The following is a 24698-nucleotide window of genomic DNA, read 5'->3' on the forward strand; positions in this document are numbered from 1 at the left end:
AATCGCCAATGCTGCGCTGCGGCGGGAACTGGCCTACGACTTTGGTCGCAGGCCGCGCAACGCTGTCAGAGCCAGCGCACCTTGCGCAGGTAGCGATAGAGCAGCCCCACCACCAGCACCACGACGCCGATCAGCACCGGGTAGCTCCAGCGTCCATGGAGCTCGGGCATGTGCACGAAGTTCATGCCGTACCAGCTGGCGATGAGGGTCGGCGCCGCCAGCAGGGCGGCCCAGCCGGCCAGGCGCTTGACCACTTCACCCTGCGCCAGCGTCACCAGGGCCTGGTTGACGCCCAGCGCCGTGCCGAGCATGTCGCGCAGCACGTCCACGGCGTCGTTGGCGCGGACCGAGTGGTCGAGCACGTCGCGCAGGTACAGCCGCACGTCCTCCGACACCAGCGGGCCGCCGGTGCGCACCAGCTGCGACAGCACGTCCTGCATCGAGGTCACCGCCACCCGCATGTAGGTCAGCTCGCGCTTGAGTTCGTAGAGGCGGCGGATGGTGCCGCGGCGGTAGGTCTCGCTGAAGACGTCCTGTTCCAGCGCTTCCAGCGTCGAGCGGAACTCGTCGACGATCGGCAGGTAGTTGTCGACGATGGTGTCGAGCACCGCGTACAGGGCGAAGGCCGGGCCCAGCGCCATCAGCTCCGGATCGCGTTCCAGCCGGCTGCGCGCCGGCGCATAGGTCAGCGAATGCCCGTGGCGCACGGTGACGAGGTAGCGGGCGCCGAGGAAGGCATGGGTCTCGCCGTAACGGATGATGCGTTCGTCGACCACCTGCGCGGTCTTCGCGACCAGGAACAGCGAGTCGCCATAGCCCTCGAGCTTGGGTCGCTGGTGCGCGTGGTGCGCGTCCTCGATCGCGAGGTCGTGGAGCCCGAACTCCTCCTGCAGCTTCTCGAGCACGCCTTCGCCGGGTTCGTACAGGCCGATCCACACGAAGCTGCCGTCGTCGACGGCGAGGACGTCGCTGATCGCGTCGAGGTCGATGTCGCGGCGATGCCCCGCGCGGTCATAGGCCGCGCAGTTGATGACGCTGGAGGGCATCCGCGCCGCGACGTCGTCGTTCATGCCCTCATCCTGCGGCCGGGCGTGCCCGCGGGTGAAGTGCCGCGGCCAGGGCCAGCTGCAGGGGCAGCAGGAGCGCCACCCAGTGCGCGTTGCGTTGCGACTGCAGCGGCATCCAGAGCAGGAACGGAGCCAGCACGGCCATGGCCGCCACGGCGACCAGCACCACGCCGAACACCCGTCCACCCGGACGGCCGCGGGCGATGCGCCATGCGCCCGGGAGCAGCAGCAGGCACAGCGGGTTGAGCAGCAGCAGGTTGTGGTTGGCCCAGCCGAAGCGGTGCGCGGTGGCGAGCCAGATGTAGAGCATCACCGCGCCGACCAGCGCGCACGCGAACCATGCCGGGACCGCCGCGGCAGCCACCATGCGGGGCCGACCACGCTGCGTCCAGGCGAGGGCCCCAAGGAGCAGGCCGGCGAGCAGCCACGGCCACCAGGCCACGCGCCGCGGCTCCGGTTCGGCGGCCAGGCGGTGCGGCAGCAGGACCTCCTCGGCGACCACCAGCGGCCGGCCATCGGCGAGCTGCATCTCGCGCAGCGACTGCGCCAGGCGCATCGGCACGAACGCGTCGTCCCAGAGCGCGTTCGGGCGGTCGGACGCCGGCCCCAGGCCGACGTCGAAGCCCAGCGCCATCAGCCGGTCGGGGCGTGCCAGGCGCACCGCCTCGCTGCGGAAGGTGTTGCCCTGCGAGCGGCCCTGCAGGCGGCGGGCGAGGGCGCCGTCCAGGGTGGTGTCGATGGCGTCGCGCACCCGGGTCGAGCAGTTGTCGGTGAAGTAGTCGTAGGTGTAGGTGGCGTTTTCAGGCCGCGCGTTCCAGGCCAGCCGCTCGGCGAGGGCGGTGGCGGCGGCGGCGTCCAGGGCCAGCCACTGGATCGAGACGCCGCGGCCGACGCTGTCGTAATACGCGAGGTCTTCCGCGAACGGCAGGACGGCCAGGCGATAGCGCATCTCGCCGCGCAGGAAGCGCAGGTGGAAGTCGGGCTCGGCGGGATCGAAGAAGCCGAAGTTGTACGACAGCGGCGGGCCGGCGGCGGGGTCGTCGACCACGATCGCGTTGTGGCCGAAGCGCTCGAAGAAGATCTCGCCCGGCTGCATGGTGGCCACGCCGATGCGCGGAGCGGCAACGGCCGGCAGGCAGGCCACGACGAGGAGCAGCAGCGCCAGGGCGGCGATCCGGCGGGCGATGCGTCTGCCAGGCACGCGCACGCCGGTCACCGGGCGCGGCGCTCAGTCGCCATGGATCGACAGGTGCAGCGCGTGCAGGCGGCGCGCGTCGGCGCTGGCGACGCGGAAGCTGAAGCGGCCCAGCGTCAGCTCTTCGCCGGCTTCGGGCAGGTGCCCGATCGCGGCCGTGATCAGCCCGCCGATGGTGTCGTACTCGTCGTCGTCGAAGTCGGCGCCGAAGCGTTCGTTGAAGTCGTCGATCGGGGTCAGGGCGTCGACGACGTACTGGCCGTCCGCCTGCGCCGCGATCAGCGCTTCGGGGTTCAGCGCCTCGTCGTGCTCGTCGTCGATCTCGCCGACGATCTCCTCCAGCACGTCCTCGATCGTGATCACCCCGGCCACGCCGCCGTACTCGTCGATCACGATCGCCATGTGGTTGCGCGACTGCCGGAACTCGCGCAGCAGGACGTTGAGCTTCTTCGATTCCGGGATCAGCACCGCCGGGCGCAGCAGCTCGCGCACCGTGCCGGGGCCGTTGTCGGCCACCACGCCGCGCAGCAGGTCCTTGGCCAGCAGGATGCCGAGGATCTCGTCCTTGTCCTCGCCGTGCACCGGAAAGCGCGAGTGGCCGGACTCGACCACCTGCTTCATCAGATCGATGAAGCGCGCCTCCACGGGCAGCGAGACCATCTGCGAGCGCGGCACCATGACATCGCCCACGGTCATGTCGGAGACCGCGATCGCGCCCTCCATCATCCGCAGGGTGTCGGCCCCGATCAGGTCGTCGGCCTGGGCGTCGCGCAGCAGCTCCACCAGGTCATCGCGGGTGCTGGGCTCGCCGGTGATCGCCGAGCTCAGGCGTTCGAGCCAGCTGCGCCGGCGTTCCGGAGCGTCCGGCGCGGCGCTGTGACTACTGTCGTCTTCGGGCATTGCGGTCTGGTCAGCACCCCGCGTGGGGCGACCGGGGAAGTTTACCCCGCGGCCGGCTACCCCGCTGCGAAGGCGCGCCCGACGCGACCGCTGGGATTTCCCGACCCGCGGGCGGGTGTCCGCCCGTAGCCGAGGCGCGCCGCAGGCCGGTCGCGCGGTTCCCGGCGCGGAGGCAGGCTGGGAACCGGTCGCAGGACGCGGCTCCGCGGCACCCGCCGCGCACATCCAGGAGGAATCCCGATGCCCCGCAAGCCCCGCAATCACAACCCGTTCTCCACCCTGCTCCTGCCCGTGCTGCTGCTGGGCGCGGGGCTGGGGCCCGCCGGCGCCGAGGCCGCTCCGCGCCGGGCAACCTATGTCGACGCGTCCTCCTACCTGCAGGACGAGGTGGATTTCGAAGCCTGGTTCACCCTGCGTCGCCAGCTGCGGCTGAATTTCGACGCCATCTGCGGAGACACCTTCTGCGAGGGCGATTACACCAACATCCAGGCCCTGCGCTTCGTCTGCTCGGTGCAGCGCCTCACCGGCCGCGTCGGAGAGTGCGCCTGGAGCTTCGCAGCCAGCGAGGAGTCCGTGGATCCGGCGCGCGGACGCATCGGTCTGGATGCGCCGGCCTGGCTCTGCCGCTCGCCGCTGGCGCCCGGGACCACGATCGAAGCCCTGCTCGACGCGCTGCAGGGCGAGGAGCCGCTGTATGCCGCGCTCCCCGGGACGGCGCTGACGCTTTACGACGGCCTGGTCGACTGCCTCTGACCGGCACATGCCGGAGCGGGAAGCCTCAGCCTTCGCGGTAGGGATCGCCGATGCCGAGCCCGGCCAGGATCTCCCGCTCCAGCTGCTCCATGGCTTCGGCCTCGATGTCGTTGCCGTGGTCCCAACCGAGCAGGTGCAGGGTGCCGTGGACGGTGAGGTGGGCATAGTGGGCCGCGAGCGGCTTCGCCTGCTCCTGCGCCTCGCGGGCGACCACCGGCGCGCAGAGCACCAGGTCGCCCAGGAGCGGCAGGCGGACGCCCTCGGGCAGTCCTTCCGGCAGGTCGGCGGGAAAGCTCAGGACATTGGTGGCGTAGTCGCGGCCGCGGTAGTGCCGGTTGAGCGCGCGGCCTTCCTTTTCGTCGACCAGGCGGATCGCGAGGTCCGCCTCGCGGATCCGTCCGGACAGCGCCGCGGCCACCCATTTGCGGAAGCTGACCGCGGCCGGGATTCCGGCGCGCGGCAGCGCATAGCCGACGGAGACGTCGAGACGGACGGGACCCTGGGTCATGCCTCCCAGTCTACGCCGGACCTGTCGAAGCGTCCTCCGCGTCGCGGCGGTCGTAGGCGTTGACGATCCTGGCCACCAGCGGGTGGCGCACCACGTCGCGCGATTCGAAGAAGGTGAAGCTCACGCCGTCGACGTCGCGCAGCACCTCGAGCGCGTCGCGCAGGCCGGACTTCATCGACTTCGGCAGGTCGATCTGGGTGAGGTCGCCAGTGACGACCGCCGTGCTGCCGAAGCCCAGGCGGGTCAGAAACATCTTCATCTGTTCGATGGTGGTGTTCTGCGCCTCGTCGAGGATCACGTAGGCGTCGTTGAGCGTGCGTCCGCGCATGTAGGCCAGCGGCGCGATCTCGATGACGTTCTTCTCCAGCAGCTTCAGCACCTTCTCCACGCCGAGCATCTCGTACAGCGCGTCGTAGAGCGGACGCAGATAGGGATCGACCTTCTGCGACAGGTCGCCCGGCAGGAACCCGAGTTTCTCGCCGGCCTCGACCGCCGGGCGCACCAGCACCAGGCGCTGTACGCGCGACTCGTTCAGGGCCTCCACGGCGCTGGCCACCGCCAGGAAGGTCTTGCCGGTACCGGCCGGGCCGATGCCGAAGTTGATGTCGTGGGTCGCGATCGCGTGCAGGTACTTCTGCTGGTTCGGGCCGCGGCCGCGGATGGTGCCGCGCTTGACGCGGATCGCGACCGTCTGCGGCACGAAGTCGGCGTCGTCGCGGCCCGCGGCCGCTCCGTCGGCAGTGTCGGACTGCACGACCCGCGAAGCATTCACCCGCAGGTTGATCGCATGCGCGTCGAATGTTTCGCTGGCGGACTCCTCGTAGAGGTCGCGGAGCAGGCGCTCCGCTTCGTCGACGCGATCGCCGTCGTCGCCACTGACGCGGAAGATGTTGCCGCGGTTGGCGATCTCGACGCCGAGCGCCAGTTCGATCTGGCGCAGATGGGCGTCGAAGGGCCCGCCGAGGTTGGCGAGCCGCTCGGTGTCCGCGGGTTCGAGGGTGAAATCACGCTGGTGGGAATTGGGCATGCGGCAAGGGTAGCGCGCCCACGGCGATGCGCGTGCACGTGGCCTCGACGCCGGCCACGGCGTTCGTCAGTCCTGTCTGCGGTGGCCTGCGCGCAGCCCGCGCACCAGCAGCGCGAGCCCCGTGGCGCCAAGCAACAGCGCGCCCCCGAACCAGATCCAGCCAACGGCGCCTGCGCTGCCGGCGTCGCGCACCAGGTAGAGCCAGGCGCGGGCCAGACCCAGGGCCGCGAGGCCACAGAGCCAGAGGCCGAGCGGGTCGAAGCGGCGCCTGGCGCGCATGGCGGAAGGGGGCGGGTCCTGGGCCATGCCGCCCGTACTCAGCCGGTGACCGGCGCGTCGGTCGTCGCCAGGCGTCCGCGCAGCGAGTTGCTGAGCGCGCCGGTGATCAGCACGTCCACGAACTGGCCGACCAGGCCTGGCGACCCGGCGAAATTCACCGACCGCATGTTCTCGGTCTTCCCCGTGAGTTCGGCGGGATCCCTGCGCGAGGGTCCGGTCACCAGCACCTTCTGCACGCTGCCGACCATCGCCTGCGAAATCCCCGCGGCATGGGCGTTGATCTGCGCCTGCAGCCGCGCCAGCCGCGCATGCTTGGCCTCGCTGGACACGCTGTCCTCGAGGTCGGCGGCCGGGGTGCCCGGTCGGCGCGAGTAGATGAAGGAGAACGACTGGTCGAAGCCCACGTCCTCGATCAGCTTCATCGTCTTCTCGAAGTCGGCGTCGGTCTCGCCGGGGAAGCCGACGATGAAGTCCGAGCTGATCGAGATGTCGGGACGCACCGCGCGCAGCTTGCGGATCTTCTGCTTGAACTCCAGTGCCGTGTAGCCGCGCTTCATCGCCGACAGGATGCGGTCCGAGCCCGACTGCACCGGCAGGTGCAGATAGTTGGCCAGCTGCGGCACGTCGCGGTAGGCCTCGACCAGCGAGTCCGAGAACTCCAGCGGATGCGAGGTGGTGAAGCGGATGCGGTCGATGCCGTCGATCTCGGCGATGGTGCGGATCAGCAGGCCGAGGTCGGCGAACGGCAGCCCGCCGTCCGTCGCTCCGTCGCCTTCCCGGCCGTCTTCGCCAGCCCCGGCAGCGGGCATCGGCCCGCGGTAGGCGTTGACGTTCTGCCCCAGCAGGTTCACCTCGCGCACGCCCTGGGCGGCGAGCTGCATCACCTCCACCAGGACGTCCTCGAACGGGCGGCTGACCTCCTCGCCGCGGGTGTAGGGCACCACGCAGAACGAGCAGTACTTGCTGCAGCCTTCCATGATCGAGACGAAGGCGCTCGGCCCTTCCGCGCGCGGCTCCGGAAGCCGGTCGAACTTCTCGATCTCGGGGAAGCTGATGTCGACCTGGGGCCGCCCGGTCTCGCGCCGGCCCCGCAGGAGCTCGGGCAGCCGGTGCAGGGTCTGCGGTCCGAAGACCAGATCGACGTAGGGCGCGCGCTTCACGATCGCTTGGCCCTCCTGGCTGGCCACGCATCCGCCGACGCCGATCAGCACCGGGCGCCCGCCCTGCTTCAGGGCCTTCCAGCGACCGAGCTGACTGAAGACCTTTTCCTGGGCTTTTTCGCGGATCGAGCAGGTATTGACCAGGATCACGTCGGCTTCTTCGACGTTCGTCGTCAGCTCCAGTCCATCCGACTCGGCCAGGACATCGGCCATCCGCGCCGAGTCGTACTCGTTCATCTGGCAGCCGTGGGTCTGGATGAACAGCTTGCCGCGGCGCGGCGGGGCGGCGGCGTCGGGCGCCGTGCGCGCAAGGATGGTGTCGTCGGTCATGGCGGTTCCGGGGCACGGCGGTGAGTCCGGGCCGGAGGGGTGGGGATGGCCGCGCAGTGTAAACCCGGGGCCCGGCACTGGCCGCGGAAGGGGCGGGCCGGCGTTTCCTTGGGCGTGGTCACGGTTCCGGGCCTTGGCAAGGCCGCCCCAAGATAGGAGACTGCGCGCGAATGGAGGGGCGGGGATGACACGCTACGGGATACTGGGTCTCGCCTGGACGGCGATGATCGGCCTGGCCTGCGCGGCTGCGGCCGGCCCCGCCGTGGCCGGCACCATCTACCGCTGCGAAACCGGCGACGGCGTGACCAGCTACGTCAGCCGGCGCATCAGCGGCGCGACCTGCGCGGTCGCCACCACCTACCGTTCCAGCCGACCCTCGCGCCCGAGCCAGCCCTCGACCACGCCGGGCGCGGTCGGCGGCGCGACGGCATCGACGGCCGTCGCCGGCTCGCCGGCTTCGATCAACACCAACGCGCCTGCCACCTTCATGGGCGCGGGCGGCGCGACTCCGGCGGCGTCCACGGGCGGGGTCTCGACCACCCAGGTGCCGTCGGCCCCGTCGTCCACCGCCGGTTCGCGCCGGCTGGTCCAGGGGCAGGTGTACTCCTATGTCAAGGATGGCGTGCGCCACTACACCAGCCGCAAGCCGGCGGGCGGCGGCGGTGCCGACGCTGTCCGCACCATCCGCTACAGCTTCTTCGAGACCTGCTACGCCTGCGGCTCGCCCGGCCTGAACTTCTCCAACGTCCGGCTCAACACCGCGGCCTACGACGCCGAGGTCAAGGCCGCGTCGCAGGAGTTCGGGGTCGAGGAGGCGATCATCCGCGCGATCATGCACGCCGAGTCCGCGTTCAACCCCAATGCCCTGTCCCGCGTCGGTGCGCAGGGCCTGATGCAGCTGATGCCGGCGACCGCCGACCGTTTCGGCGTGGTCAACGCCTTCGACCCGGCGCAGAACATCCGCGGCGGCGTCCGCTACCTGGCCTGGCTGCTCAAGCGCTTCAACGGCGACCTGACGCTGGCCGCGGCCGGCTACAACGCGGGCGAGGGCGCCGTGGACCGCCACAAGGGCGTGCCCCCGTACAACGAAACCCGGCGCTATGTCGAGCGCGTGGGCGTCCTGGCCGACCGTTACCGGGCCAATCTGGCGGCGAACTGAGCCTTCGCGGGGCAACCGACGTTGTCCCCTGAATCGGCGTTCCGCTACACTTCATTGTCTTTGCGACGCCCTCCGGCAACGGGGGCCGCGTGCGCGGCAGCCAGTACACACAAGCGACCGTAGGTTTTTTCGGAGTGGCGATGGGCAACGAAGGGGTTATGGATCCTGTCGAGGGGGGTACGGTCGACCACGGTCGCCGCCGCTTCCTGACAGCCACGACGGCGGTGGTCGGCGCAGCAGGCGTCGGCGTGGCCGCGGTTCCGTTCATCAAGAGCTGGTTCCCCAGCCAGCGCGCCCAGCTTGCCGGCGCGCCGGTGACCGCCGACATCAGCGCACTCGCCGAAGGCGAGCGCCTGATGCTCGAGTGGCGCGGCCAGCCGATCTGGATCGTGAAGCGCTCGCAGGCCATCCTGCAGGCGCTGCCGACGCTGGACGACCAGCTGCGCGACCCGAAGTCGGAGAATCCCGAGCAGCAGCCGGAGTACGTCCGCGAGGCCAACCCGGAGCTGCGCTCGCTGAAGCCCGAGATCTCGGTGCTGGTCGGCCTGTGCACCCATCTCGGCTGCTCGCCGGAAATGGTCGCCGAGATCCGCCCGGCCCCGTTCGACGCCAACTGGAAGGGCGGCTACTTCTGCCCCTGCCACAAGTCGAAGTTCGACATGGCCGGCCGCGTCTACCAGGGCGTCCCGGCGCCGACCAACCTCGTGGTGCCGCCGCACCATTTCGTCGACGACAACACCATCGTCATCGGCGTCGATCCGCAGGGGGCCGCGTAAGCCATGTCGAACGTGATCACGCGTACCGCCAACAACGTGATGGACTGGGTCAACGAGCGCGCGCCCGGCATGATGCCGATGTACCGCAAGCACATGACCGAGTACTACGCGCCGAAGAACTTCAACTTCTGGTACTACATGGGCTCGCTGGCCATGCTGGTGCTGGTCAACCAGATCGTCACCGGCATCTTCCTGACGATGCACTACAAGCCGTCCGCGGCCGAGGCGTTCTCCTCGGTCGAGTACATCATGCGCGACGTGGAGTGGGGCTGGCTGATCCGCTACATGCACTCCACCGGCGCCTCGCTGTTCTTCATCGTCGTCTACCTGCACATGTTCCGCGGGCTGATGTACGGCAGCTACCAGAAGCCGCGCGAGCTGGTGTGGATCCTGGGCATGCTGATCTACCTGGTGCTGATGGCCGAAGCCTTCCTGGGCTACGTGCTGCCCTGGGGCCAGATGTCGTTCTGGGGCGCCAAGGTGATCATCTCGCTGTTCGGCGCGATCCCGGTCATCGGCGGCGGCCTGGTCGAGTGGATCATGGGCGACTACCTGCCGTCCGACGCCACGCTCAACCGCTTCTTCGCCCTGCACGTGATCGCGCTGCCGCTGGTGCTGCTGCTGCTGGTCGTGCTGCACCTGGGCGCGCTGCACGAGGTCGGGTCGAACAACCCTGACGGCGTCGACATCAAGAAGGGTCCGAAGGGCAACCGCTGGGACGCGACCAAGCCGGCCGACGGCATCCCGTTCCATCCCTACTACACGGTCAAGGACCTGGTGGGCGTGGGCTTCTTCCTGATGATCGCGGCCTTCATCATCTTCTTCGCACCGGCCTTCGGCGGCTGGTTCCTGGAACATGACAACTTCACCGAGGCCAACCGCCTGGTGACGCCGGAGCACATCAAGCCGGTCTGGTACTACACGCCGTACTACGCGATGTTGCGCGTGGTGCCGGACAAGCTCGGCGGCGTGCTGGTCATGTTCGGCGCGATCGCGATCCTGTTCCTGGTGCCGTGGCTGGATCGCGCGAAGGTGCGCTCCTACCGCTACCGCGGCTGGATGTCGAAGCTGCTGCTGGGCCTGTTCGCGATCAGCTTCATCTGGCTCGGCAAGATCGGCGCCGGCCCGGGTACCGACCCGGTCGAGACCATCGTCGGCCGCGTCCTGACCTTCTTCTACTTCGCCTTCTTCATCACCATGCCGCTGTGGACCAAGATCGACTCCACCAAGCCGGTCCCGGAGCGGGTGACGACGCATGACTAAGCCCATGACCCTGATCACCCGCGCCACGGCCTTCGCGGCTGCCATGCTGCTCTCGTTCTCCGCACTGGCCGCCGCGGGCGGGCCGCTGCAGCACGCCGGCACCGACCTGGGCGACACCGCCTCGCTGCAGCGCGGTGCCCAGCTGTACATGAACTACTGCTCGTCCTGCCACTCGCTCAAGTACCTGCGCTACTCGCGCATGGCCGACGACCTGGGGCTGACCGAGCAGGAGGTGATGGACAACCTCAACTTCACCGGTGCCGCCTTCGGCGAGCAGATCCTCACCGCGATGCCCGCCGAGGGCGCCGCCCAGTGGTTCGGCACCGTGCCGCCCGACCTCAGCCTGACCTCGCGCGTGCGCGGGGGCGACTGGATCTACAGCTACCTGAAGTCGTTCTACATCGACGAAGAGCGGCCGCTGGGCTGGAACAACACCGTGTTCCCCAACGCCTCGATGCCGAACGTGCTGTGGGAAATGCAGGGCGTGCAGCGTCCCGTCTACGGTGCGATCGACCCGGCCACCACCGAGCCGAGCATCGACCGCCTCGAGATCGCGCACGCGGGCAGCATGGACGGCGCGCAGTTCGACCAGGCCGTGCGCGACATCACCGCCTTCCTGGAATACGCCGGCGAGCCGATCGCGACCAAGCGCGAGGCGCTGGGCGTGTGGGTGATGCTGTTCCTGGCGTTCTTCACCTTCCTCGCCTGGCTGCTGAAGAAGGAATACTGGAAGGACGTCCACTGACGGCGACGGCAGGGAACCGGGCAGCCGTCCGCGAGGGGCGGGCGGCGCCAATGCGGCTGGCGGATTCCGGCCGCGGGAGAGTTGTTCGATGATGGCAGCGAGTCCGCGCATGCGTAATGCACTCACGCTCTTTTCCTCGGCCGACGATGTCCTCTGCCACCGGGTGCGACTCGTGCTCGCGGCAAAGGGCGTCACCTACGACCTGATCACGGTCGACCCGAAGGACCCGCCCGAAGACCTGATCGACCTCAACCCGTACCACTCGGTCCCGACGCTGGTCGAGCGCGACCTAGTGCTGTACGCCGCGAGCGTCGTCACCGAGTACCTGGACGAGCGCTATCCGCACCCGCCGCTGATGCCGGTCGACCCGCTGTCGCGGGCCCGCCTGCGCCTGGCGATGCTGCGCCTGGAGCATGACTGGGTTCCCGAGGTCCGCACCATCCAGACCGGGACCAAGGCCACCGCCGACGCCGCGCGCAAGCGGTTGAAGGAGCTGGTGGCCACCTCGGTGCCGCTGTTCAAGGCCTACAAGTTCTTCCTCAACTCCGAGATGAGCCTGGCCGACTGCGCCATGGCGCCGATCATCTGGCGCCTCGAGGCGTTGGGCGTGCCGCTGCCCAAGGATGGCAAGGCGATCGAGGACTATGGCAACCGCATCTTCCGCAATCCGGGGTTCACGCGCAGCCTGACCGCGCAGGAACGCCACCTGCGCGAGCTGCCGGCCTGACGTCGTCGTCCCGCGCTAGAATCCGGGCATGAACGATGCTTCCCGGATGACCAGCCATCGCCCCTACCTGCTGCGGGCGCTGTACGAGTGGATCGTCGACAACGGAATGACGCCCCACCTCCTGGTGGACGCGACCCGTCCGGGCGTGCGCGTGCCCGCGCATACCGTCAAGGAGGGCCGCGTGGTGCTGAACGTCGCCGAGCGCGCGGTCACCCGCCTGTCCATGGACAACGAGGCGGTCGGTTTCACCGCGCGCTTCGGCGGCGTGAGCCATCCGGTGCTGGTCCCCATCGCCGCGGTGCTGGCGATCTATGCGCGGGAGACCGGGCAGGGCATGGCGCTGCCCGATGACCAGGGCATGCCGGCCGCGTCCGGGGACGCCGAAGACGCCGGGCTCGAGGGCGGAAACGAACCTGCGGCCGGCAGCGAGGTCGTGCTGGGCGTGGTGCCCGGTGGAATCGGCGACGACGACGCGCCCGTCGCGGACGACGACGGCGGGGACGACGATGGTGGCCCGGCGCCGAAGCGTGGCGCCCACCTGCGCGTGGTGAAATAGCCCGCGCGCTCAGTCCCCGCCGAGGAGGCTCGACGCCACCGCCGTCGCGGGACCCGTGAACGACACCAGGCGCGTGCCATGGAAGACCATGCGCCCGCGCTGCCGGTCCATGCCGTCGTGCGAATACTCGAAGCGGAAGCTGCGCTCCAGGCCCATCCGGCCGTCGTCCCGGCGGCGCAGACGCAGGCCCACCGCGTGCACCGTCTGGTCGAGCAGCTGGACGCCGGCTGCGCGGCAGGCCGAGCGGCCGATCTCGATGGCGTGTTCGCTGGCGGCACGCGCGGCGTTCCACCACGCGTAGGCGAAGGCGCCGGCTATCATGAGCAGGATCAGACTGGGCATGGCTGGGCAATCTGGGGCCAACCCGCGGTTTGGGCAAGCCTTTGCGTGGGCTTCACGCAGGACGTCGCACTTTCTCCCCGCATGAACAGCCAACTCCGTGTCGACCCGGCCCCCAGTCCATCCGCCGTGCGTGAAGAGCGTGGCGTCGTTGCCTCCACCGTGGTCCGGCCCGCATTGCCGCGCTTCGTCCTGCGCGGCGTCAGCGGCGCCGGCTTCGGCCGCACGTTCCCGCTGGTCGGCCCCACGGTGCTGGGACGCGCGCCCGAGTGCGCCATCCACCTCGACCATCCGGGCATCTCGCGCGAGCACCTGCGGCTGACGCCGACGGCCGAGGGCCTGCTGGTCGAGGACCTCGGTTCGACCAATGGCTGGCTGCTCAACGAAGTGCCGCAGCAGCGTGGCTGGGCCCGCCATGGCGACGAGATCGGCATCGACGTGCTGCGCTTCCGCGTCGTCGCCCCCGGGCTTGCGCCGGTGCCGACCCCGCAGGCGGGCACGGCACCCGCGCGGACGGCCGGCGTGTCGAACCGGTGGTGGCTGGCCGCGCTCGCGGTGCTGGGCACCGTCGCGGTACTGCTGCTGCGCTAGGCGGGCGGCGGGCCGAGCTTCAGCGAGAGGTCGATCGCGCGGACGTGCTTGGTCAGGCCGCCGATGGAAATGCAGTCGACGCCGTCTTCGGCGATCGCGCGCAGCGATGGAAGATCGACGCCGCCCGAGACTTCGAGCGGGATCCGGCCGCCGGCGATGCGCACGGCCTCGCGGCGGTCGGCGGCATCGAAATCGTCGACCAGGATGCGGTCGCAGCCGGCCTCGAGCGCCGCGCGCAGTTCGTCCAGGGTCTCGACTTCCACGATCAACGGCAGGCCGGGCTGGCTGGCACGCGCGGCGGCGATGGCGGCGCCGATCGAGCCGGCCGCGCGCACGTGGTTCTCCTTCAGCATCACCGCGTCGTACAGACCGAGCCGATGGTTGTCGCCGCCGCCCACGCGAACGGCGTACTTCTGCGCGATGCGCAGGCCGGGCAGCGTCTTGCGCGTATCGAGGATGCGTGCGGGCGTGCCGCGCACGGCGTCGACGTGGGCCGCGGTCGCGGTCGCGGTGCCCGACAGGGTCTGCATGAAGTTCAGCGACGTGCGCTCGGCGCTGACCAGGGCGCGGGTGCGGCCTTGCAGGGTCGCCAGGACGGTGCCCGCCGGTACGCGCTCGCCCTCGGAGACGCGCCATTCGATCCGGACGTCCGGATCCAGCGCCCGGTGGCAGGCATCGAACCAGGGGCGGCCGCAGACAACGGCGCCCTCCTTGCACAGCAGGTAGGCGGATTCCGGTGCGTCGGGCAGCAGGGCGGCGGTGACGTCGCCGGCGCCGAGATCCTCGGCCAGGGCGCGTTCGACGTCCGAGGCCACGAGCTCCGCGGCCGGAGCGGCGATGATCGCGCCCGCGGCCGCGCTCATGCCGCGGGGAACCCTTCGACCTGGGAGGTTGCGAGCGCCTCTTCGGCCAGCAGGACCGGGATGCCGTCATCCACGCGGTACACCGTGCGCCGGTCACGGGTGACCAGGGCCTCGCGCAGCGGTTCGGCCTGGGTCGCGTCGTCGCCGCGCCTGACCCCGCCGGTGGCGATGGCCCGGTTCAGCGCCTCCAGCCCGGCAGGTTCCAGCAGGGCCAGGGACTGGCGGCTGGAGGGGCAGACGAGGATGTCGAGCAGCTTGCGGTCCATGGCGGGTACGGTCGGCGCGAGGGATCGCTAGAATACGTCTTTGCCACAGGGGACGGCCATGACCGCCACCACCAGCGCGCCGGTCGTCGGCATCGTGATGGGTTCGCGCTCCGACTGGGAGACGATGCAGCATGCGGTGCGCAAGCTCGAAGAACTCGGCGTCGCGCACGAGGTCCGCGTGGTGTCCGCGCACCGCACGCCCGACATCCTGTTCGAGTACGCCGCCACCGCGCGCGACCGCGGCCTGAAGGCGATCATCGCCGGCGCCGGCGGTGCCGCCCACCTGCCTGGCATGCTGGCTTCGAAGACGCCGGTGCCGGTGCTGGGCGTTCCGGTGCAGTCGAAGGCACTCAACGGGATGGACTCGCTGCTGTCGATCGTGCAGATGCCGGCCGGCGTTCCGGTGGCGACGTTCGCGATCGGCAATGCGGGCGCGGCCAACGCGGCGCTGTTCGCGGCCGCGCAGCTCGCGGCGGCCGGCGACACCCGCGTGGCCGCCGCGCTCGACGCGTTCCGCAAGCGCCAGACCGAGGAGGTCGCCGGCAACGACGACCCGCGCCTGTGACCACCGTCGGCATCCTTGGCGGCGGACAGCTGGCGCGCATGATGGCCCTGGCCGGCGCGCCGCTGGGCCTGCGCTTCTCGGTGATGGACACCAGTGCCGAGGCCTGCGCGGGTCAGTTCGCCCCGCTGGTGGTCGGCGACTACCGTGACGGGGCGGCGCTGGCCGAGTTCGCGTCCGGCATCGACATCGCCACCTTCGACTTCGAGAACGTGCCCGCGGCATCGGCGCAGTGGCTGAGCGAGCGCGTCCCGATGTTCCCGAACCCGCGCGCGCTCGGCACCAGCCAGGACCGCTTGGCCGAGAAGACGCTGTTCGGCGCGCTGGGCATCCCGGTTCCGGGCCATGTGCCGGTCGACACGCGCGCCGAACTCGATGCGGCGATCGCGGAGCTCGGCGTGCCCTGCATCCTCAAGACGCGGCGGCTTGGCTACGACGGCAAGGGCCAGTTCCGCATCCGCGCCGCCGGCGACGCCGCTGCGGCGTGGGAAGCGCTGGGCGGGCAGGCCGCGAACGGCGGGCTGATCCTGGAAGCGTTCGTGGCGTTCGACCGCGAGCTGAGCGTGGTGGCCGTGCGCGGCCGCGACGGCGAGTTCCGCACCTGGCCGCTGACCGAGAACTGGCACGTCGACGGCGTGCTCTCCGCCAGCCTCGCGCCGGCGCGCGTGGAGGTGGCACTGGAAGCGCGGGCGTTCGGATACGCACGCGCGCTGGCCGAAGCGCTGGACTATGTCGGGGTGTTCGCGCTCGAGCTGTTCTGCCGCGGCGGCGAGCTGCTGGCCAACGAGCTGGCGCCGCGCGTGCACAACTCCGGACACTGGACGATCGAAGGCGCCGAGACTTCGCAGTTCGCCAACCACCTGCGCGCGGTGCTGGGCCTGCCGCTGGGCGCGGTCCGCCCGCTGGGACGCAGCTGCATGCTGAACTGGATCGGCGAGATGCCGGCGCACGATTCCGTCCTCGCCGAGGCCGGCGGGCATTGGCACGACTATGGCAAGACGCCGCGCGAGGGCCGCAAGGTGGGCCATGCCACGCTGCGGGCCGACAGCGACGCGGCGCTGGCCGATGCGCTGGAGCGCGTGGGATCCGCCCTGGGCCGCGACGCCCAGACCGCGCCCGTCATCGCCCGCCTGCGCGAGCCCGACCGCGCCCCCCTCCTGTAGGAGCGGCTACAGCCGCGATCCCCCCGCCAGACCCGCGCATCTCCGCCCCGCACCTGCGGACGCGGCCGCGCAACAGCCACCCCGTGTCGCCGCATTCCCGGCGTCAACGCATGTGCGAAGCCACTGCCGCCCAATCCACCACGTTCCAGACCGCCTCCACGTACCGGCCGCGCGCCTCGCGATAATCCAGCACGTAGGCGTGCTCCCACAGGTTCAGGCCGAACAGTGGCCGGTCGTCGCCGGTGATCGGCGACGCGGTATTGCAGGTGACGGCGACGCTGACCGTCCCGTCGGGGCGCTGCAGCAACCATGCCCAGCCGGATCCCTGCAGGGCGAGGGCGACCGTCGCGAAACGCTGGCGAAACCGCGTGGCGTCCCCGAAGCGGCGCACGATGGCGTCCGCCAGCGCACCTTGCGGTTCACCACCGCCGCCCGCGGCTGCGGGCTTCAGGCAGCGCCACTGGAACGCCAGGTTCCAGGCCTGCGCCGCGTGGGCCTGGAGGGTGCCCTGCGCGGTGCGCACGAGGTCCTCGAGGGCCGTCTCACCCAGGCCGGCTGCCGGCGCCAGCGCGTTGACCGCGTCGACGTGGGCGCGCTGATGGCGGCCGTGCTGCAGGTCGAGCGTGTCGCCCGAAAGATGCGGTTCGAGGGCGGTGCGATCCCAGGGCAGGGCGGCGAGTTCGATGGGCATGGACGCTACAATAGCGCGATCACCATCACACGCCGCGCGCCCTGGTCGCGCGGCCCGCCACGCTGGAGCCAGCATGCCCATCATCGATCGCATCCAGGCCGAGATCTCCGGCCATCCCATCGTCCTCTTCATGAAGGGCACGCCCCAGTTCCCCATGTGCGGCTTTTCCAGCCGGACGGTCGGCGCGCTGCGCGAGGCCGGCGCGGAGATGGCCACGCTGCACAGCGTCAACGTGCTCGAGGATCCCGAGGTCCGCGCGAACCTGCCGCGCGTGTCCAACTGGCCGACCTTCCCGCAGCTCTTCATCAACGGCGAGCTGATCGGCGGCTGCGACATCACCATGGAGCTGTTCGAATCCGGTGAGCTCGCGCGCATGATCGCGGAGACGCAGCAGGCGTGAACGGGTCGGCGGCAGCTGCAGCGCCGGAGCCGGCGCTGGACGGACGCGTGGTCATGGTCACCGGTGCCCACGGCGGCCTTGGCGCGGCGGCTGCCCACGCCTGCGCACGCGCAGGCGCGACGGTCATGCTGCTCGGCCGCAAGATCCCCAAGCTCAACCGCGTCTACGACGCGATCGTGCGCGACCCGTCCGGGCTGCCGGAGCCGGTCAACTATCCGTTCGACCTGTCGGGCGCGGAATACGGCGATTACATGGAGCTGGCCGGACGCATCGGCGCACAGCTGGGCCGCCTGGACGGCATCCTGCACTGCGCGGCGGAGTTCCCCGGGCTGACTCCCCTGGAGCACACCGACCCCGGCCACTTCGCGCGCGCGCTGCACGTCGACCTGACCGCCCGCTGGTGGTTGACCCAGGCCTGCCTGCCGCTGCTGCGCGGCTCGCCTGACGCGGCGGTGGTGTTCGTGCTCGACGACGACGTCCCGGCCGCGTACCGCGGGGCCTACGGGATCGCACAGCACGGCCAGCGCGCGCTGCTGGACACCCTGCATGCGGAACACGCATCGGGGACCGTGCGCTTCCACGGCCTCCGCCCGGGGCCGATGCGCACGCCGCTGCGGGCGCGGGCGCACGTCTCCGACGACGACCGTCGCGCCCGCGACCCGGCCGTGGCCGCTGACGCCTGCGTCGTGCTGCTCTCGTCGGCCGGCGCCGCGCACCGCGGCCTGGTCCTGGATCCCGCGCCGTGACCATCGCATCCGCGGCCCTGCTGCTGTTCCTGATCCTGGATCCGCTGGGGAACATCCCGGTGTTCCTCAGCATCCTCCGCCACCTGCCGCCGAAGCGGCAGCGGATCGTGCTGGCGCGCGAACTGCTGATCGCGCTCGGCGTGCTGATGCTGTTCCTGTGGGTGGGCAAGTACGCGCTCGAGGTCATGCACCTGCGCCAGGAGTCGGTGTCGATCGCCGGCGGCATCGTCCTGTTCCTGATCGGAATCCGGATGATCTTCCCGCCGCCGGAGGGGCTGATGGGCGAGCTGCCGGGCGGGGAACCTTTCATCGTGCCGCTGGCCGTGCCCCTGGTGGCCGGCCCCTCGGGCATGGCCGCGGTCATGCTGATGGGCACCCGCGAGCCGGACCGGCTCTGGGAATGGAGCCTTGCCCTCGGGGTCGCGTGGGGCGCGACGGCGGCCATCCTGTTCTGTGCGCCCTACCTCTATCGCCTCCTGGGCGCCCGCGCGCTGACCGCCGTCGAGCGCCTCATGGGCATGCTGCTGGTCGCCATCTCGGTCCAGATGCTGCTCGACGGCCTGGCCGGCTACCTGGGGTCCCTGCCCGCCGCGTGAAACCGTCATCCGGCTGTCATACGGGCCGGCTACCGTGTTAATCTGTTGTTAACCGCTGCCGCCAGGCGGTCGCGGCGTGAGTGGGAACCCAACCCGAAGATCTCGTCCCTCCGCGCCTGTCCGCGCGGCCCGTTTCCTTGCCAAGAGTCCAGCCATGACCCGTCGCAACGCCTTCCGTGTGTCGAAACTTTCGCTCGGCCTGATCGCCGCGCTTGCCGCCGCACCCGTCTTCGCCCAGAGCGCCACGTCCGCAGGCGTGGGCGGCGTCGTCATCGGAAACGACGGGCAGCCGGTGACCAATGCCGAAGTCACCATCGTCCACGTCGAGTCGGGCACCACCAGCCGCGTCACCACCGATGCCAGCGGCCGCTACAGCGCCCGCGGCCTGCGCGTGGGTGGCCCGTACGAGATCACCATCACCAAGGCCGGCGCCGGCACCAAGACCGAGGACAACGTGTTCCTCGGCCTCAACGCGGCCAACACCGTCAACGCCCAGCTCACCGGCGACGTGACGACCCTGGCCACCGTGACCGCGGTCGGCGTGGCCGGCGGCTCCGAGATCTTCAGCGCCACGAAGATGGGCACCGGCACCAGCCTCAACAACGATGCCATCGAGGCGCTGCCCTCCGCGTCGCGCAACATCCAGGACTACATCCGCCTCGACCCGCGCATCTCGCAGGTCAGCAAGGCCGATGGCTCGATCTCGGCCGGTGGCCAGAACTCGCGCTACAACGTGATCCGCATCGACGGCGTCAGCAACTCCGACCCGTTCGGCCTCGAAGCCAACAACATGCCGACCGAGCGCCAGCCGGTCTCCATGGACGCGATCGAGGAAATCCAGATCGACCTGGCCAACTACGACACCACCATCTCCGGTGGCACCGGCGCGGTGATCAACGCCGTGACCAAGTCGGGCACCAACGAGTTCCACGGCAGCGCCTACTACACCGTCCGCGACGGCGACTGGGTGCGTGACGAGCTGCGCGGCATCGACTTCAACGGCTTCGACAAGGAAGAGACCTACGGCTTCACCTTCGGTGGCCCGATCATCAAGGATCGCCTGTTCTTCTTCGCGAACTACGAGCAGTTCAAGCGCGAGCGCCCGGGCACCAGCCTCTCGGGCACCCCGTACGGCGACGGCGACATCACCGACGGCGACATCCAGCGCGTGATCGCCGCGTCGAACGCCTTCGGCTTCGACCCGGGCAGCTTCAACCCGCCGAGCATCTCCGAGACCGACATCGAGGAATACGCGGTCAAGCTCGACTGGAACATCAACGACAACCACCGTGCGGCCCTGCGCTACAGCAAGACCGAGGAAGTGGTGCCCAAGCTGGTCGGCTTCGGCGGCAGCAGCGTCTCGCTGTCGAGCTACTGGTATGACCAGAACAAGACCTTCGAGAGCACCGTCGCCGAGCTGTTCAGCGACTGGAGCGACAACTTCTCGACCGAGTTCAAGGTCTCGCAGCGCGACTACGCGTCGGTGGCTTCGACCTATGCCGACCTGCCGACCATCATCATCAACAACGTCGGCACCGGCCAGGACACCATCAACCTCGGCACCGAGCGCAACCGCCACGTCAACGTCGTCGACACCAAGCAGACCACGTTCTTCGGCGCGGGCACCTGGTACGTGGGCGACCACACGCTGAAGTTCGGCTTTGACTACGAAGACAACGACATCGTCAACTTCTACGGTCGCGACCTCAACGGCGTCTGGACCTTCAACAGCCTCGAGGACTACGAGGCGGGGCGCGTGCTGCGCTACGACCTGCGCGCGCCGCGTGCCGGCGGCAGCCGTTCGGACATCCCGGCGGCCTACACCTTCGAGAACCTCGGCCTGTTCGTGCAGGACACCTGGGCGGTCAACTACAACCTGAGCCTGATGTTCGGGGTGCGCGTCGACATCCCGGACTTCGGTGACTCGCCGATCTACAACCCGCGCATCGAGGAGATCTACGGCCTCGACAACACGGTCACCGTCGACAAGAAGCTGTGGCAGCCGCGCTTCGGCTTCAACTACACCTTCGACAGCGAGCGCCCGACCCAGCTGCGCGGCGGCGTCGGCCTGTTCCAGGGCGGCAACCCGAACGTGTGGCTGGCCGGCCCGTTCCAGAACACCGGCCTGAACTTCGACACCTACGCGCTGACCGGCGGCAACGTCCCGGCGTTCGACCCCAGCGTGCCGCCGGACGTGCCGACCGGTGGCGCCGCCACCGCGCCGCGCATCACCGCCGACATCATGGAGCCGGGCCTGGCCCTGCCGTCGATCTGGAAGGCCAACCTGGCGTTCGACCATGAGCTGCCGTGGTACGGCCTGGTCGCGTCGGCCGAGCTGCTGGTGACCAAGAACAAGAACGCGCTCTGGTTTGACCGCATCGACATCGGCAACCCGACCCGCTACGGCCAGGACGGCCGCGAGATGTTCTGGAACGCCGCCGGCTACAACCCGGCCAACCGCGACGGCAACGGCATCACCAACGGCCGCCGCGGCGCGTCCAACCGCGCCAACCGCAACCCGCAGGTCGACCAGGCCATCGTGATCCGCAACACCGACAAGGGTTCGGCCCGCCAGCTCACCCTGGCGCTGTCCAAGCCGATGGTCGACCAGTGGGCCTGGACCCTGGGCTACACCTACACCGACGCCACGGAGTTCAGCCCGGCGACGAGCTCGCAGAACTCGTCGAACTGGAACAACACGCTGGTGCTCAACGCCAACGATCCGGTCGGCTACAACTCGCGTTACGCCATCAAGGACCGCTTCACCGCGGCCCTGACCTGGCAGAAGGCGTTCTTCGGCGACAACATGACCACCGCTGGCCTGTTCTACGAAGGCCGCTCCGGCCGTCCGTTCAGCTACATCTACTACAACGACTTCAACGGCGACAGCGCCGGCACGAACGACCTGTTCTACGTGCCTGCCGGCCCCGGTGACGTCCAGTGGGTGGGTGGCGCCGCGATGGAGCAGGCGTTCTTCGACTGGATGGCCGCCGAAGCTCCCGAGCTGCAGGCCTACCGCGGCCAGGTGGCCCCGGCCAACGCCTTCCGCGCGGGCTGGACCAACAGCTTCGACGTCCGAGTGAGTCAGGAAATCCCGATGTTCTTCGAAGGTCACAAGGCGGAGATCGCCCTGGACATCATGAACGTCGGCAACCTGATCAATAAGGACTGGGGCCTGATCGACGACTACGGCTTCTTCGCCACCCGCCGCGTGGCCAACTACGCGGGTATCGATCCGGCGACCGGCAAGTACGTCTACAACTTCTCCGGTTCGACCGACAACTCGGGCATCCAGGAGACGAATGGCGATGGCATCAACACCGCCGTGTCGCGCTGGTCGGTCATGCTGAGCCTGAAGTACAAGTTCTGACCGGTAGCAGACAGGTGTGATCGGAACGGCCGGGGCTTGCCCCGGCCGTTTCCGTTTCCGGGGCCCGTTGCGCTAGAGTCGCTGGCCGAAAACACGACATGAAACAAGAAGAAGAGAGCGCAGATGACCCTTTCCTCACGGCCCGAGGCCACCCTTCCAACCGTCGACGCCCGCATCTACCCGCGCGGCGGCCTGGACATCCTCTCGCGCGAGGAAGTGGCGCGCCTCAAGGACGCATCCTCCGGTGGCCTGCATGACCTGCTGCGGCGCTGCGCGCTCGCGGTGCTGACCAGCGGCAGCGCCAACGACGACCCGCGCGCCGCCCAGGAGATGTATCCCGACTTCGACATCCAGGTCCTGCAGCAGGACCGCGGCCTGCGGATCGAGCTCAAGGCCGCGCCGGCGATGGCCTTCGTCGACGGCGAGATCATCCGGGGCGTCGCCGAGCTGCTGTTCGCCACCGTGCGCGACCTGGCGTACATGGCGATCGAGCTCGGGCCCGAGCACGCGAGCGACCTGGAGTCGTCGGCCGGCATCACCAATGCCGTGTTCGGCCAGCTGCGCAACGCCCGCCTGCTGCAGCCGAGCGAACCGAACCTGGTCGTCTGCTGGGGCGGCCATTCCATCAGCCGCGTCGAGTACGAGTACACCAAGCTGGTCGGCTATGAGCTGGGCCTGCGCGGCCTGGACATCTGCACCGGCTGCGGCCCGGGCGCCATGAAGGGCCCGATGAAGGGCGCCAACATCGCGCACGCCAAGCAGCGCCAGCGCCGTCCGCGCTACATCGGCATCACCGAGCCGGGGATCATCGCGGCCGAAAGCCCGAACCCGATCGTCAACCAGCTGGTGATCATGCCGGACATCGAGAAGCGCCTCGAAGCCTTCGTCCGCGTGGGCCACGGCATCATCGTGTTCCCCGGCGGCGTCGGCACCGCCGAGGAGATCCTCTACCTGCTGGGCCTGCTGCTGCGAGAAGAGAACGCCGCGCTGCCGTTCCCGCTGATCCTGACCGGACCGGTGTCCTCGGCGCCGTACTTCGAGCAGATCGACCGCTTCATCCGCCTGACCCTGGGCGACGCCGCCGCCGCGCGCTACCAGATCATCGTGGGCGACCCGCAGGCGGTCGCCCGCGCCATGGCCGCGGGCGTCAAGCGCGTGCGCGAGGCGCGGATCCACAACAAGGACTCGTTCTACTTCAACTGGGGCCTGGACATCCCGCTGCCGTTCCAGCAGCCGTTCGTGCCGACGCACGAGGCGATGGCGGGGCTGGACCTGCACCACGGGCGCAAGCCGCATGAGCTCGCGGCGGACCTGCGCAGGGCGTTCTCGGGGATCGTGGCCGGCAACGTGAAGGAGGACGGGATGCGGAGGATCGAGGCATTCGGTCCGTTCCAGATCCACGGCGACCAGGACATGATGGAGTCGCTGGATGCGCTGTTGCGGGCGTTCGTGGAGCAGAGGCGGATGAAGATCTCGGGGGAGTATCGGCCTTGTTATGAGGTGGTGACCTGATCAAAGGGCACGTCGTAAGGCGGAAGCCCAGGGGATACGAATCGTGGCGACGTGTCGGCCGGCAGAGGTATGCGTGTCTACCCCGCCTTCGCCGCCCGTCATGTCGTCGATTCGCTGGCTGACGGACGCCAGTCCTACGCCGTGCCCCCTTCCGTCGTCCGGTGTCACCCCGGCTGGAAGATCGTTGCGCACCGATAGGATCAGGTGTTGTGCATCCGAAGTCACGAGGATGTCGATGCTGCCGCCACCTTCCCTGCGTTCTATGCCGTGTCGTACGGCGTTCTCAACCAGCGGCTGGAGTGATAACGAGGGGAGGCTCACGGCGGGCAGCGGAACCGGGAGTTCCCACCGGACGTCAAGCCGCTTTCCGAGGCGCAGGTGTTCGATCGACAAGTAGCGCTTGGTGAGGTCCACCTCTTGCTCGAGCGGTATATAGCTTGGACCCGTGAGTGCTGCCCGGAACAGGTCGCTGAGATCCAGCAGCAACGTTTCCGCGGCATCCGGGCGCGCGTGGACCAGCGCAGCAGCGGTGTTGAGTGTGTTGAAAAGGAAATGCGGATGAGTGCGCGCCTGCAGGGATTCGAGCTCTGCCTGCTTGGTCCGCAGCGCAAGTTGCCGCGAACTCCACGTGATCCGGAATGTCGCAAGCGCCATCAGGCCCAGGATCAGCGCGATTCCCGTCAACCGCACAAAGAAGCCCGCCCAGGTTTCCTCCATCGGCCATGCATCCCTGAGCGTCACCCAGGTGAGCGTGCCGACAAGCCATGCGTTTGCAACCAGAAGTCCCAGCGCGGTCCAGGCGAGGTAGACAGCGTGCAGCCGTCCCAGGGCGCTCCTCAGGGCGTACATCAGCGCCAGAGTCAGGAGGGCGACCCATTGGATCAGTAACGAGGCAAGTCCGAAGTAAAGCCACCGGTCCTCCCCGGCATTGGAGGCGAGGGCGAGAACCAACGCGAGGCCCTCGCCCGCAATGAGGGTGGCCACCACCGTCCGGGGCTGGGCCAGCGTCTCCAGTGGGGAATGGATTGCCAAGCGCATCAGCAGACGTCCGGCAGGAGGCGGGCCAATGCCGATTCTAAGCCGTTCAAGCTCCCCTTCGGTACGCCTGTCGGGGCTGGATGGCGCGCGACCACCTCCCTGTAATAGCCTTCCGT

The 24698-nt window shown here is 69.4% G+C and carries 27 protein-coding genes; 15 read left to right on the forward strand and 12 right to left on the reverse strand.

Features of this window, described 5'->3' with window-relative positions:
- Positions 1–65: 65 nt before the first annotated feature.
- From JG616_RS05380 to JG616_RS05390, 3 genes are read right to left on the reverse strand one after another with little or no spacing between them, the layout of a single operon-like run.
- Positions 66–1070, reverse strand: a complete 1005-nt coding sequence (locus tag JG616_RS05380) for a magnesium and cobalt transport protein CorA (protein WP_199360562.1) — start codon at positions 1068–1070, stop codon at positions 66–68.
- A 4-nt stretch (positions 1071–1074) separates the two neighbouring features.
- Entirely contained in the window at positions 1075–2268 is a 1194-nt protein-coding gene (locus JG616_RS05385) for a DUF4105 domain-containing protein (protein WP_343224978.1), read from the reverse strand.
- Between the two features lie 27 nt (positions 2269–2295).
- On the reverse strand, positions 2296–3162 hold the full coding sequence (locus JG616_RS05390; RefSeq protein ID WP_199360564.1) for a transporter associated domain-containing protein: 867 nt from the start codon (positions 3160–3162) through the stop codon (positions 2296–2298).
- A gap of 240 nt (positions 3163–3402) precedes the next feature.
- On the opposite strand from JG616_RS05390, the gene JG616_RS05395 reads away from it, so the two are divergent.
- The gene (locus JG616_RS05395) at positions 3403–3915 is read left to right on the forward strand and encodes a hypothetical protein (protein ID WP_199391889.1); all 513 of its coding nucleotides are present in this window, start codon (positions 3403–3405) and stop codon (positions 3913–3915) included.
- A gap of 25 nt (positions 3916–3940) precedes the next feature.
- Here the strand turns inward: JG616_RS05395 and ybeY are convergent, their stop codons facing one another.
- The 4 genes from ybeY to miaB all read right to left on the reverse strand — a co-directional run bounded on the left by ybeY (position 3941) and on the right by miaB (position 7219).
- Positions 3941–4423 (reverse strand): rRNA maturation RNase YbeY, encoded by a 483-nt coding sequence (gene ybeY, locus JG616_RS05400; protein ID WP_199360568.1) that lies wholly within the window; start codon positions 4421–4423, stop codon positions 3941–3943.
- A 10-nt stretch (positions 4424–4433) separates the two neighbouring features.
- Positions 4434–5450 (reverse strand): PhoH family protein, encoded by a 1017-nt coding sequence (locus JG616_RS05405; RefSeq protein ID WP_199360570.1) that lies wholly within the window; start codon positions 5448–5450, stop codon positions 4434–4436.
- Positions 5451–5516: 66 nt separating this feature from the next.
- The gene (locus JG616_RS05410) at positions 5517–5756 is read right to left on the reverse strand and encodes a hypothetical protein (RefSeq protein WP_199391890.1); all 240 of its coding nucleotides are present in this window, start codon (positions 5754–5756) and stop codon (positions 5517–5519) included.
- Between the two features lie 11 nt (positions 5757–5767).
- A complete protein-coding gene (gene miaB, locus JG616_RS05415) occupies positions 5768–7219 on the reverse strand; it encodes a tRNA (N6-isopentenyl adenosine(37)-C2)-methylthiotransferase MiaB (RefSeq protein ID WP_199391891.1) in 1452 nt (483 codons plus the stop codon).
- Positions 7220–7442: 223 nt separating this feature from the next.
- Here miaB and JG616_RS05420 point away from each other — a divergent pair, with 223 nt between their 5' ends.
- The 6 genes from JG616_RS05420 (at position 7443) to JG616_RS05445 (ending at position 12445) form a co-directional block, all read left to right on the forward strand.
- Positions 7443–8378, forward strand: a complete 936-nt coding sequence (locus tag JG616_RS05420) for a lytic transglycosylase domain-containing protein (protein ID WP_199391973.1) — start codon at positions 7443–7445, stop codon at positions 8376–8378.
- Positions 8379–8518: 140 nt separating this feature from the next.
- Positions 8519–9154 carry a ubiquinol-cytochrome c reductase iron-sulfur subunit gene (gene petA / locus JG616_RS05425; protein WP_199391892.1) on the forward strand — a complete coding sequence of 212 codons (636 nt, stop codon included), beginning with the start codon at positions 8519–8521 and terminating at the stop codon, positions 9152–9154.
- Between the two features lie 3 nt (positions 9155–9157).
- Entirely contained in the window at positions 9158–10417 is a 1260-nt protein-coding gene (locus JG616_RS05430; RefSeq protein ID WP_199391893.1) for a cytochrome bc complex cytochrome b subunit, read from the forward strand.
- Positions 10410–11162: a cytochrome c1 gene (locus JG616_RS05435; RefSeq protein ID WP_199360581.1), complete on the forward strand. Its 753-nt coding sequence runs from the start codon at positions 10410–10412 to the stop codon at positions 11160–11162. Before JG616_RS05430 ends, JG616_RS05435 begins: the two co-directional genes overlap by 8 nt.
- A 91-nt stretch (positions 11163–11253) precedes the next feature.
- Positions 11254–11889 (forward strand): glutathione S-transferase N-terminal domain-containing protein, encoded by a 636-nt coding sequence (locus tag JG616_RS05440; protein ID WP_199360584.1) that lies wholly within the window; start codon positions 11254–11256, stop codon positions 11887–11889.
- 28 nt (positions 11890–11917) lie between these two features.
- Positions 11918–12445: a ClpXP protease specificity-enhancing factor gene (locus JG616_RS05445; RefSeq protein ID WP_199360586.1), complete on the forward strand. Its 528-nt coding sequence runs from the start codon at positions 11918–11920 to the stop codon at positions 12443–12445.
- Between the two features lie 9 nt (positions 12446–12454).
- On the opposite strand, the gene JG616_RS05450 is transcribed toward JG616_RS05445, so the two are convergent.
- A complete protein-coding gene (locus JG616_RS05450; RefSeq protein ID WP_199360588.1) occupies positions 12455–12787 on the reverse strand; it encodes a DUF3301 domain-containing protein in 333 nt (110 codons plus the stop codon).
- An 81-nt stretch (positions 12788–12868) separates the two neighbouring features.
- On the opposite strand from JG616_RS05450, the gene JG616_RS05455 reads away from it, so the two are divergent.
- Positions 12869–13375: an FHA domain-containing protein gene (locus tag JG616_RS05455; RefSeq protein ID WP_199391894.1), complete on the forward strand. Its 507-nt coding sequence runs from the start codon at positions 12869–12871 to the stop codon at positions 13373–13375.
- Here JG616_RS05455 and nadC read toward each other — a convergent pair.
- Positions 13372–14238 (reverse strand): carboxylating nicotinate-nucleotide diphosphorylase, encoded by an 867-nt coding sequence (gene nadC / locus JG616_RS05460; protein WP_199391895.1) that lies wholly within the window; start codon positions 14236–14238, stop codon positions 13372–13374. The genes JG616_RS05455 and nadC overlap by 4 nt on opposite strands.
- Positions 14235–14504: a Trm112 family protein gene (locus JG616_RS05465; protein ID WP_199360594.1), complete on the reverse strand. Its 270-nt coding sequence runs from the start codon at positions 14502–14504 to the stop codon at positions 14235–14237. Before JG616_RS05465 ends, nadC begins: the two co-directional genes overlap by 4 nt.
- 58 nt (positions 14505–14562) lie before the next feature.
- On the opposite strand from JG616_RS05465, the gene purE reads away from it, so the two are divergent.
- Entirely contained in the window at positions 14563–15069 is a 507-nt protein-coding gene (purE, locus tag JG616_RS05470) for a 5-(carboxyamino)imidazole ribonucleotide mutase (RefSeq protein ID WP_199391896.1), read from the forward strand.
- Entirely contained in the window at positions 15066–16229 is a 1164-nt protein-coding gene (locus tag JG616_RS05475) for a 5-(carboxyamino)imidazole ribonucleotide synthase (RefSeq protein ID WP_199391897.1), read from the forward strand. The genes purE and JG616_RS05475 overlap by 4 nt, the downstream gene beginning before the upstream one ends.
- 103 nt (positions 16230–16332) lie before the next feature.
- On the opposite strand, the gene JG616_RS05480 is transcribed toward JG616_RS05475, so the two are convergent.
- Entirely contained in the window at positions 16333–16920 is a 588-nt protein-coding gene (locus JG616_RS05480) for a Fe-Mn family superoxide dismutase (protein WP_199391898.1), read from the reverse strand.
- Between the two features lie 73 nt (positions 16921–16993).
- Between JG616_RS05480 and grxD the strand changes: the two genes are divergently transcribed.
- The 5 genes from grxD to ppnN all read left to right on the forward strand — a co-directional run bounded on the left by grxD (position 16994) and on the right by ppnN (position 23544).
- Positions 16994–17320 (forward strand): Grx4 family monothiol glutaredoxin, encoded by a 327-nt coding sequence (grxD, locus tag JG616_RS05485; protein WP_199360602.1) that lies wholly within the window; start codon positions 16994–16996, stop codon positions 17318–17320.
- Positions 17321–17373: 53 nt separating this feature from the next.
- On the forward strand, positions 17374–18066 hold the full coding sequence (locus JG616_RS05490; protein WP_199391974.1) for an SDR family NAD(P)-dependent oxidoreductase: 693 nt from the start codon (positions 17374–17376) through the stop codon (positions 18064–18066).
- Positions 18063–18662, forward strand: a complete 600-nt coding sequence (locus JG616_RS05495; RefSeq protein ID WP_199360604.1) for a YhgN family NAAT transporter — start codon at positions 18063–18065, stop codon at positions 18660–18662. Before JG616_RS05490 ends, JG616_RS05495 begins: the two co-directional genes overlap by 4 nt.
- 154 nt (positions 18663–18816) lie before the next feature.
- On the forward strand, positions 18817–22032 hold the full coding sequence (locus tag JG616_RS05500; protein ID WP_199360607.1) for a carboxypeptidase regulatory-like domain-containing protein: 3216 nt from the start codon (positions 18817–18819) through the stop codon (positions 22030–22032).
- 123 nt (positions 22033–22155) lie between these two features.
- Positions 22156–23544 carry a nucleotide 5'-monophosphate nucleosidase PpnN gene (ppnN, locus tag JG616_RS05505; protein WP_199391899.1) on the forward strand — a complete coding sequence of 463 codons (1389 nt, stop codon included), beginning with the start codon at positions 22156–22158 and terminating at the stop codon, positions 23542–23544.
- On the opposite strand, the gene JG616_RS05510 is transcribed toward ppnN, so the two are convergent.
- Complete coding sequence (locus JG616_RS05510; protein WP_199360611.1) at positions 23545–24582, reverse strand: histidine kinase; 1038 nt, start codon at positions 24580–24582, stop codon at positions 23545–23547.
- Between the last annotated feature and the right edge of the window lie 116 nt (positions 24583–24698).

This window comes from Luteimonas sp. MC1895 (genome assembly GCF_016457215.1).
Classification (GTDB): Bacteria; Pseudomonadota; Gammaproteobacteria; order Xanthomonadales; family Xanthomonadaceae; genus Luteimonas.

Excerpts from the sequence above, each read along its gene's own strand:
- JG616_RS05395 (WP_199391889.1), top strand. The coding sequence starts at position 3,403 with ATGCCCCGCAAGCCCCGCAATCACAACCCGTTCTCCACCCTGCTCCTG.
- JG616_RS05465 (WP_199360594.1), bottom strand. The coding sequence starts at position 14,504 with ATGGACCGCAAGCTGCTCGACATCCTCGTCTGCCCCTCCAGCCGCCAG.
- JG616_RS05480 (WP_199391898.1), bottom strand. The coding sequence starts at position 16,920 with ATGCCCATCGAACTCGCCGCCCTGCCCTGGGATCGCACCGCCCTCGAA.
- miaB (WP_199391891.1), bottom strand. The coding sequence starts at position 7,219 with ATGACCGACGACACCATCCTTGCGCGCACGGCGCCCGACGCCGCCGCC.
- purE (WP_199391896.1), top strand. The coding sequence starts at position 14,563 with ATGACCGCCACCACCAGCGCGCCGGTCGTCGGCATCGTGATGGGTTCG.
- JG616_RS05420 (WP_199391973.1), top strand. The coding sequence starts at position 7,443 with ATGATCGGCCTGGCCTGCGCGGCTGCGGCCGGCCCCGCCGTGGCCGGC.
- JG616_RS05380 (WP_199360562.1), bottom strand. The coding sequence starts at position 1,070 with ATGAACGACGACGTCGCGGCGCGGATGCCCTCCAGCGTCATCAACTGC.
- JG616_RS05390 (WP_199360564.1), bottom strand. The coding sequence starts at position 3,162 with ATGCCCGAAGACGACAGTAGTCACAGCGCCGCGCCGGACGCTCCGGAA.
- JG616_RS05500 (WP_199360607.1), top strand. The coding sequence starts at position 18,817 with ATGACCCGTCGCAACGCCTTCCGTGTGTCGAAACTTTCGCTCGGCCTG.
- petA (WP_199391892.1), top strand. The coding sequence starts at position 8,519 with ATGGGCAACGAAGGGGTTATGGATCCTGTCGAGGGGGGTACGGTCGAC.
- JG616_RS05450 (WP_199360588.1), bottom strand. The coding sequence starts at position 12,787 with ATGCCCAGTCTGATCCTGCTCATGATAGCCGGCGCCTTCGCCTACGCG.
- JG616_RS05440 (WP_199360584.1), top strand. The coding sequence starts at position 11,254 with ATGGCAGCGAGTCCGCGCATGCGTAATGCACTCACGCTCTTTTCCTCG.
- ybeY (WP_199360568.1), bottom strand. The coding sequence starts at position 4,423 with ATGACCCAGGGTCCCGTCCGTCTCGACGTCTCCGTCGGCTATGCGCTG.
- JG616_RS05455 (WP_199391894.1), top strand. The coding sequence starts at position 12,869 with ATGAACAGCCAACTCCGTGTCGACCCGGCCCCCAGTCCATCCGCCGTG.
- JG616_RS05410 (WP_199391890.1), bottom strand. The coding sequence starts at position 5,756 with ATGGCCCAGGACCCGCCCCCTTCCGCCATGCGCGCCAGGCGCCGCTTC.
- ppnN (WP_199391899.1), top strand. The coding sequence starts at position 22,156 with ATGACCCTTTCCTCACGGCCCGAGGCCACCCTTCCAACCGTCGACGCC.
- grxD (WP_199360602.1), top strand. The coding sequence starts at position 16,994 with ATGCCCATCATCGATCGCATCCAGGCCGAGATCTCCGGCCATCCCATC.
- JG616_RS05430 (WP_199391893.1), top strand. The coding sequence starts at position 9,158 with ATGTCGAACGTGATCACGCGTACCGCCAACAACGTGATGGACTGGGTC.
- JG616_RS05510 (WP_199360611.1), bottom strand. The coding sequence starts at position 24,582 with ATGCGCTTGGCAATCCATTCCCCACTGGAGACGCTGGCCCAGCCCCGG.
- JG616_RS05405 (WP_199360570.1), bottom strand. The coding sequence starts at position 5,450 with ATGCCCAATTCCCACCAGCGTGATTTCACCCTCGAACCCGCGGACACC.
- nadC (WP_199391895.1), bottom strand. The coding sequence starts at position 14,238 with ATGAGCGCGGCCGCGGGCGCGATCATCGCCGCTCCGGCCGCGGAGCTC.
- JG616_RS05490 (WP_199391974.1), top strand. The coding sequence starts at position 17,374 with ATGGTCACCGGTGCCCACGGCGGCCTTGGCGCGGCGGCTGCCCACGCC.
- JG616_RS05435 (WP_199360581.1), top strand. The coding sequence starts at position 10,410 with ATGACTAAGCCCATGACCCTGATCACCCGCGCCACGGCCTTCGCGGCT.
- JG616_RS05445 (WP_199360586.1), top strand. The coding sequence starts at position 11,918 with ATGAACGATGCTTCCCGGATGACCAGCCATCGCCCCTACCTGCTGCGG.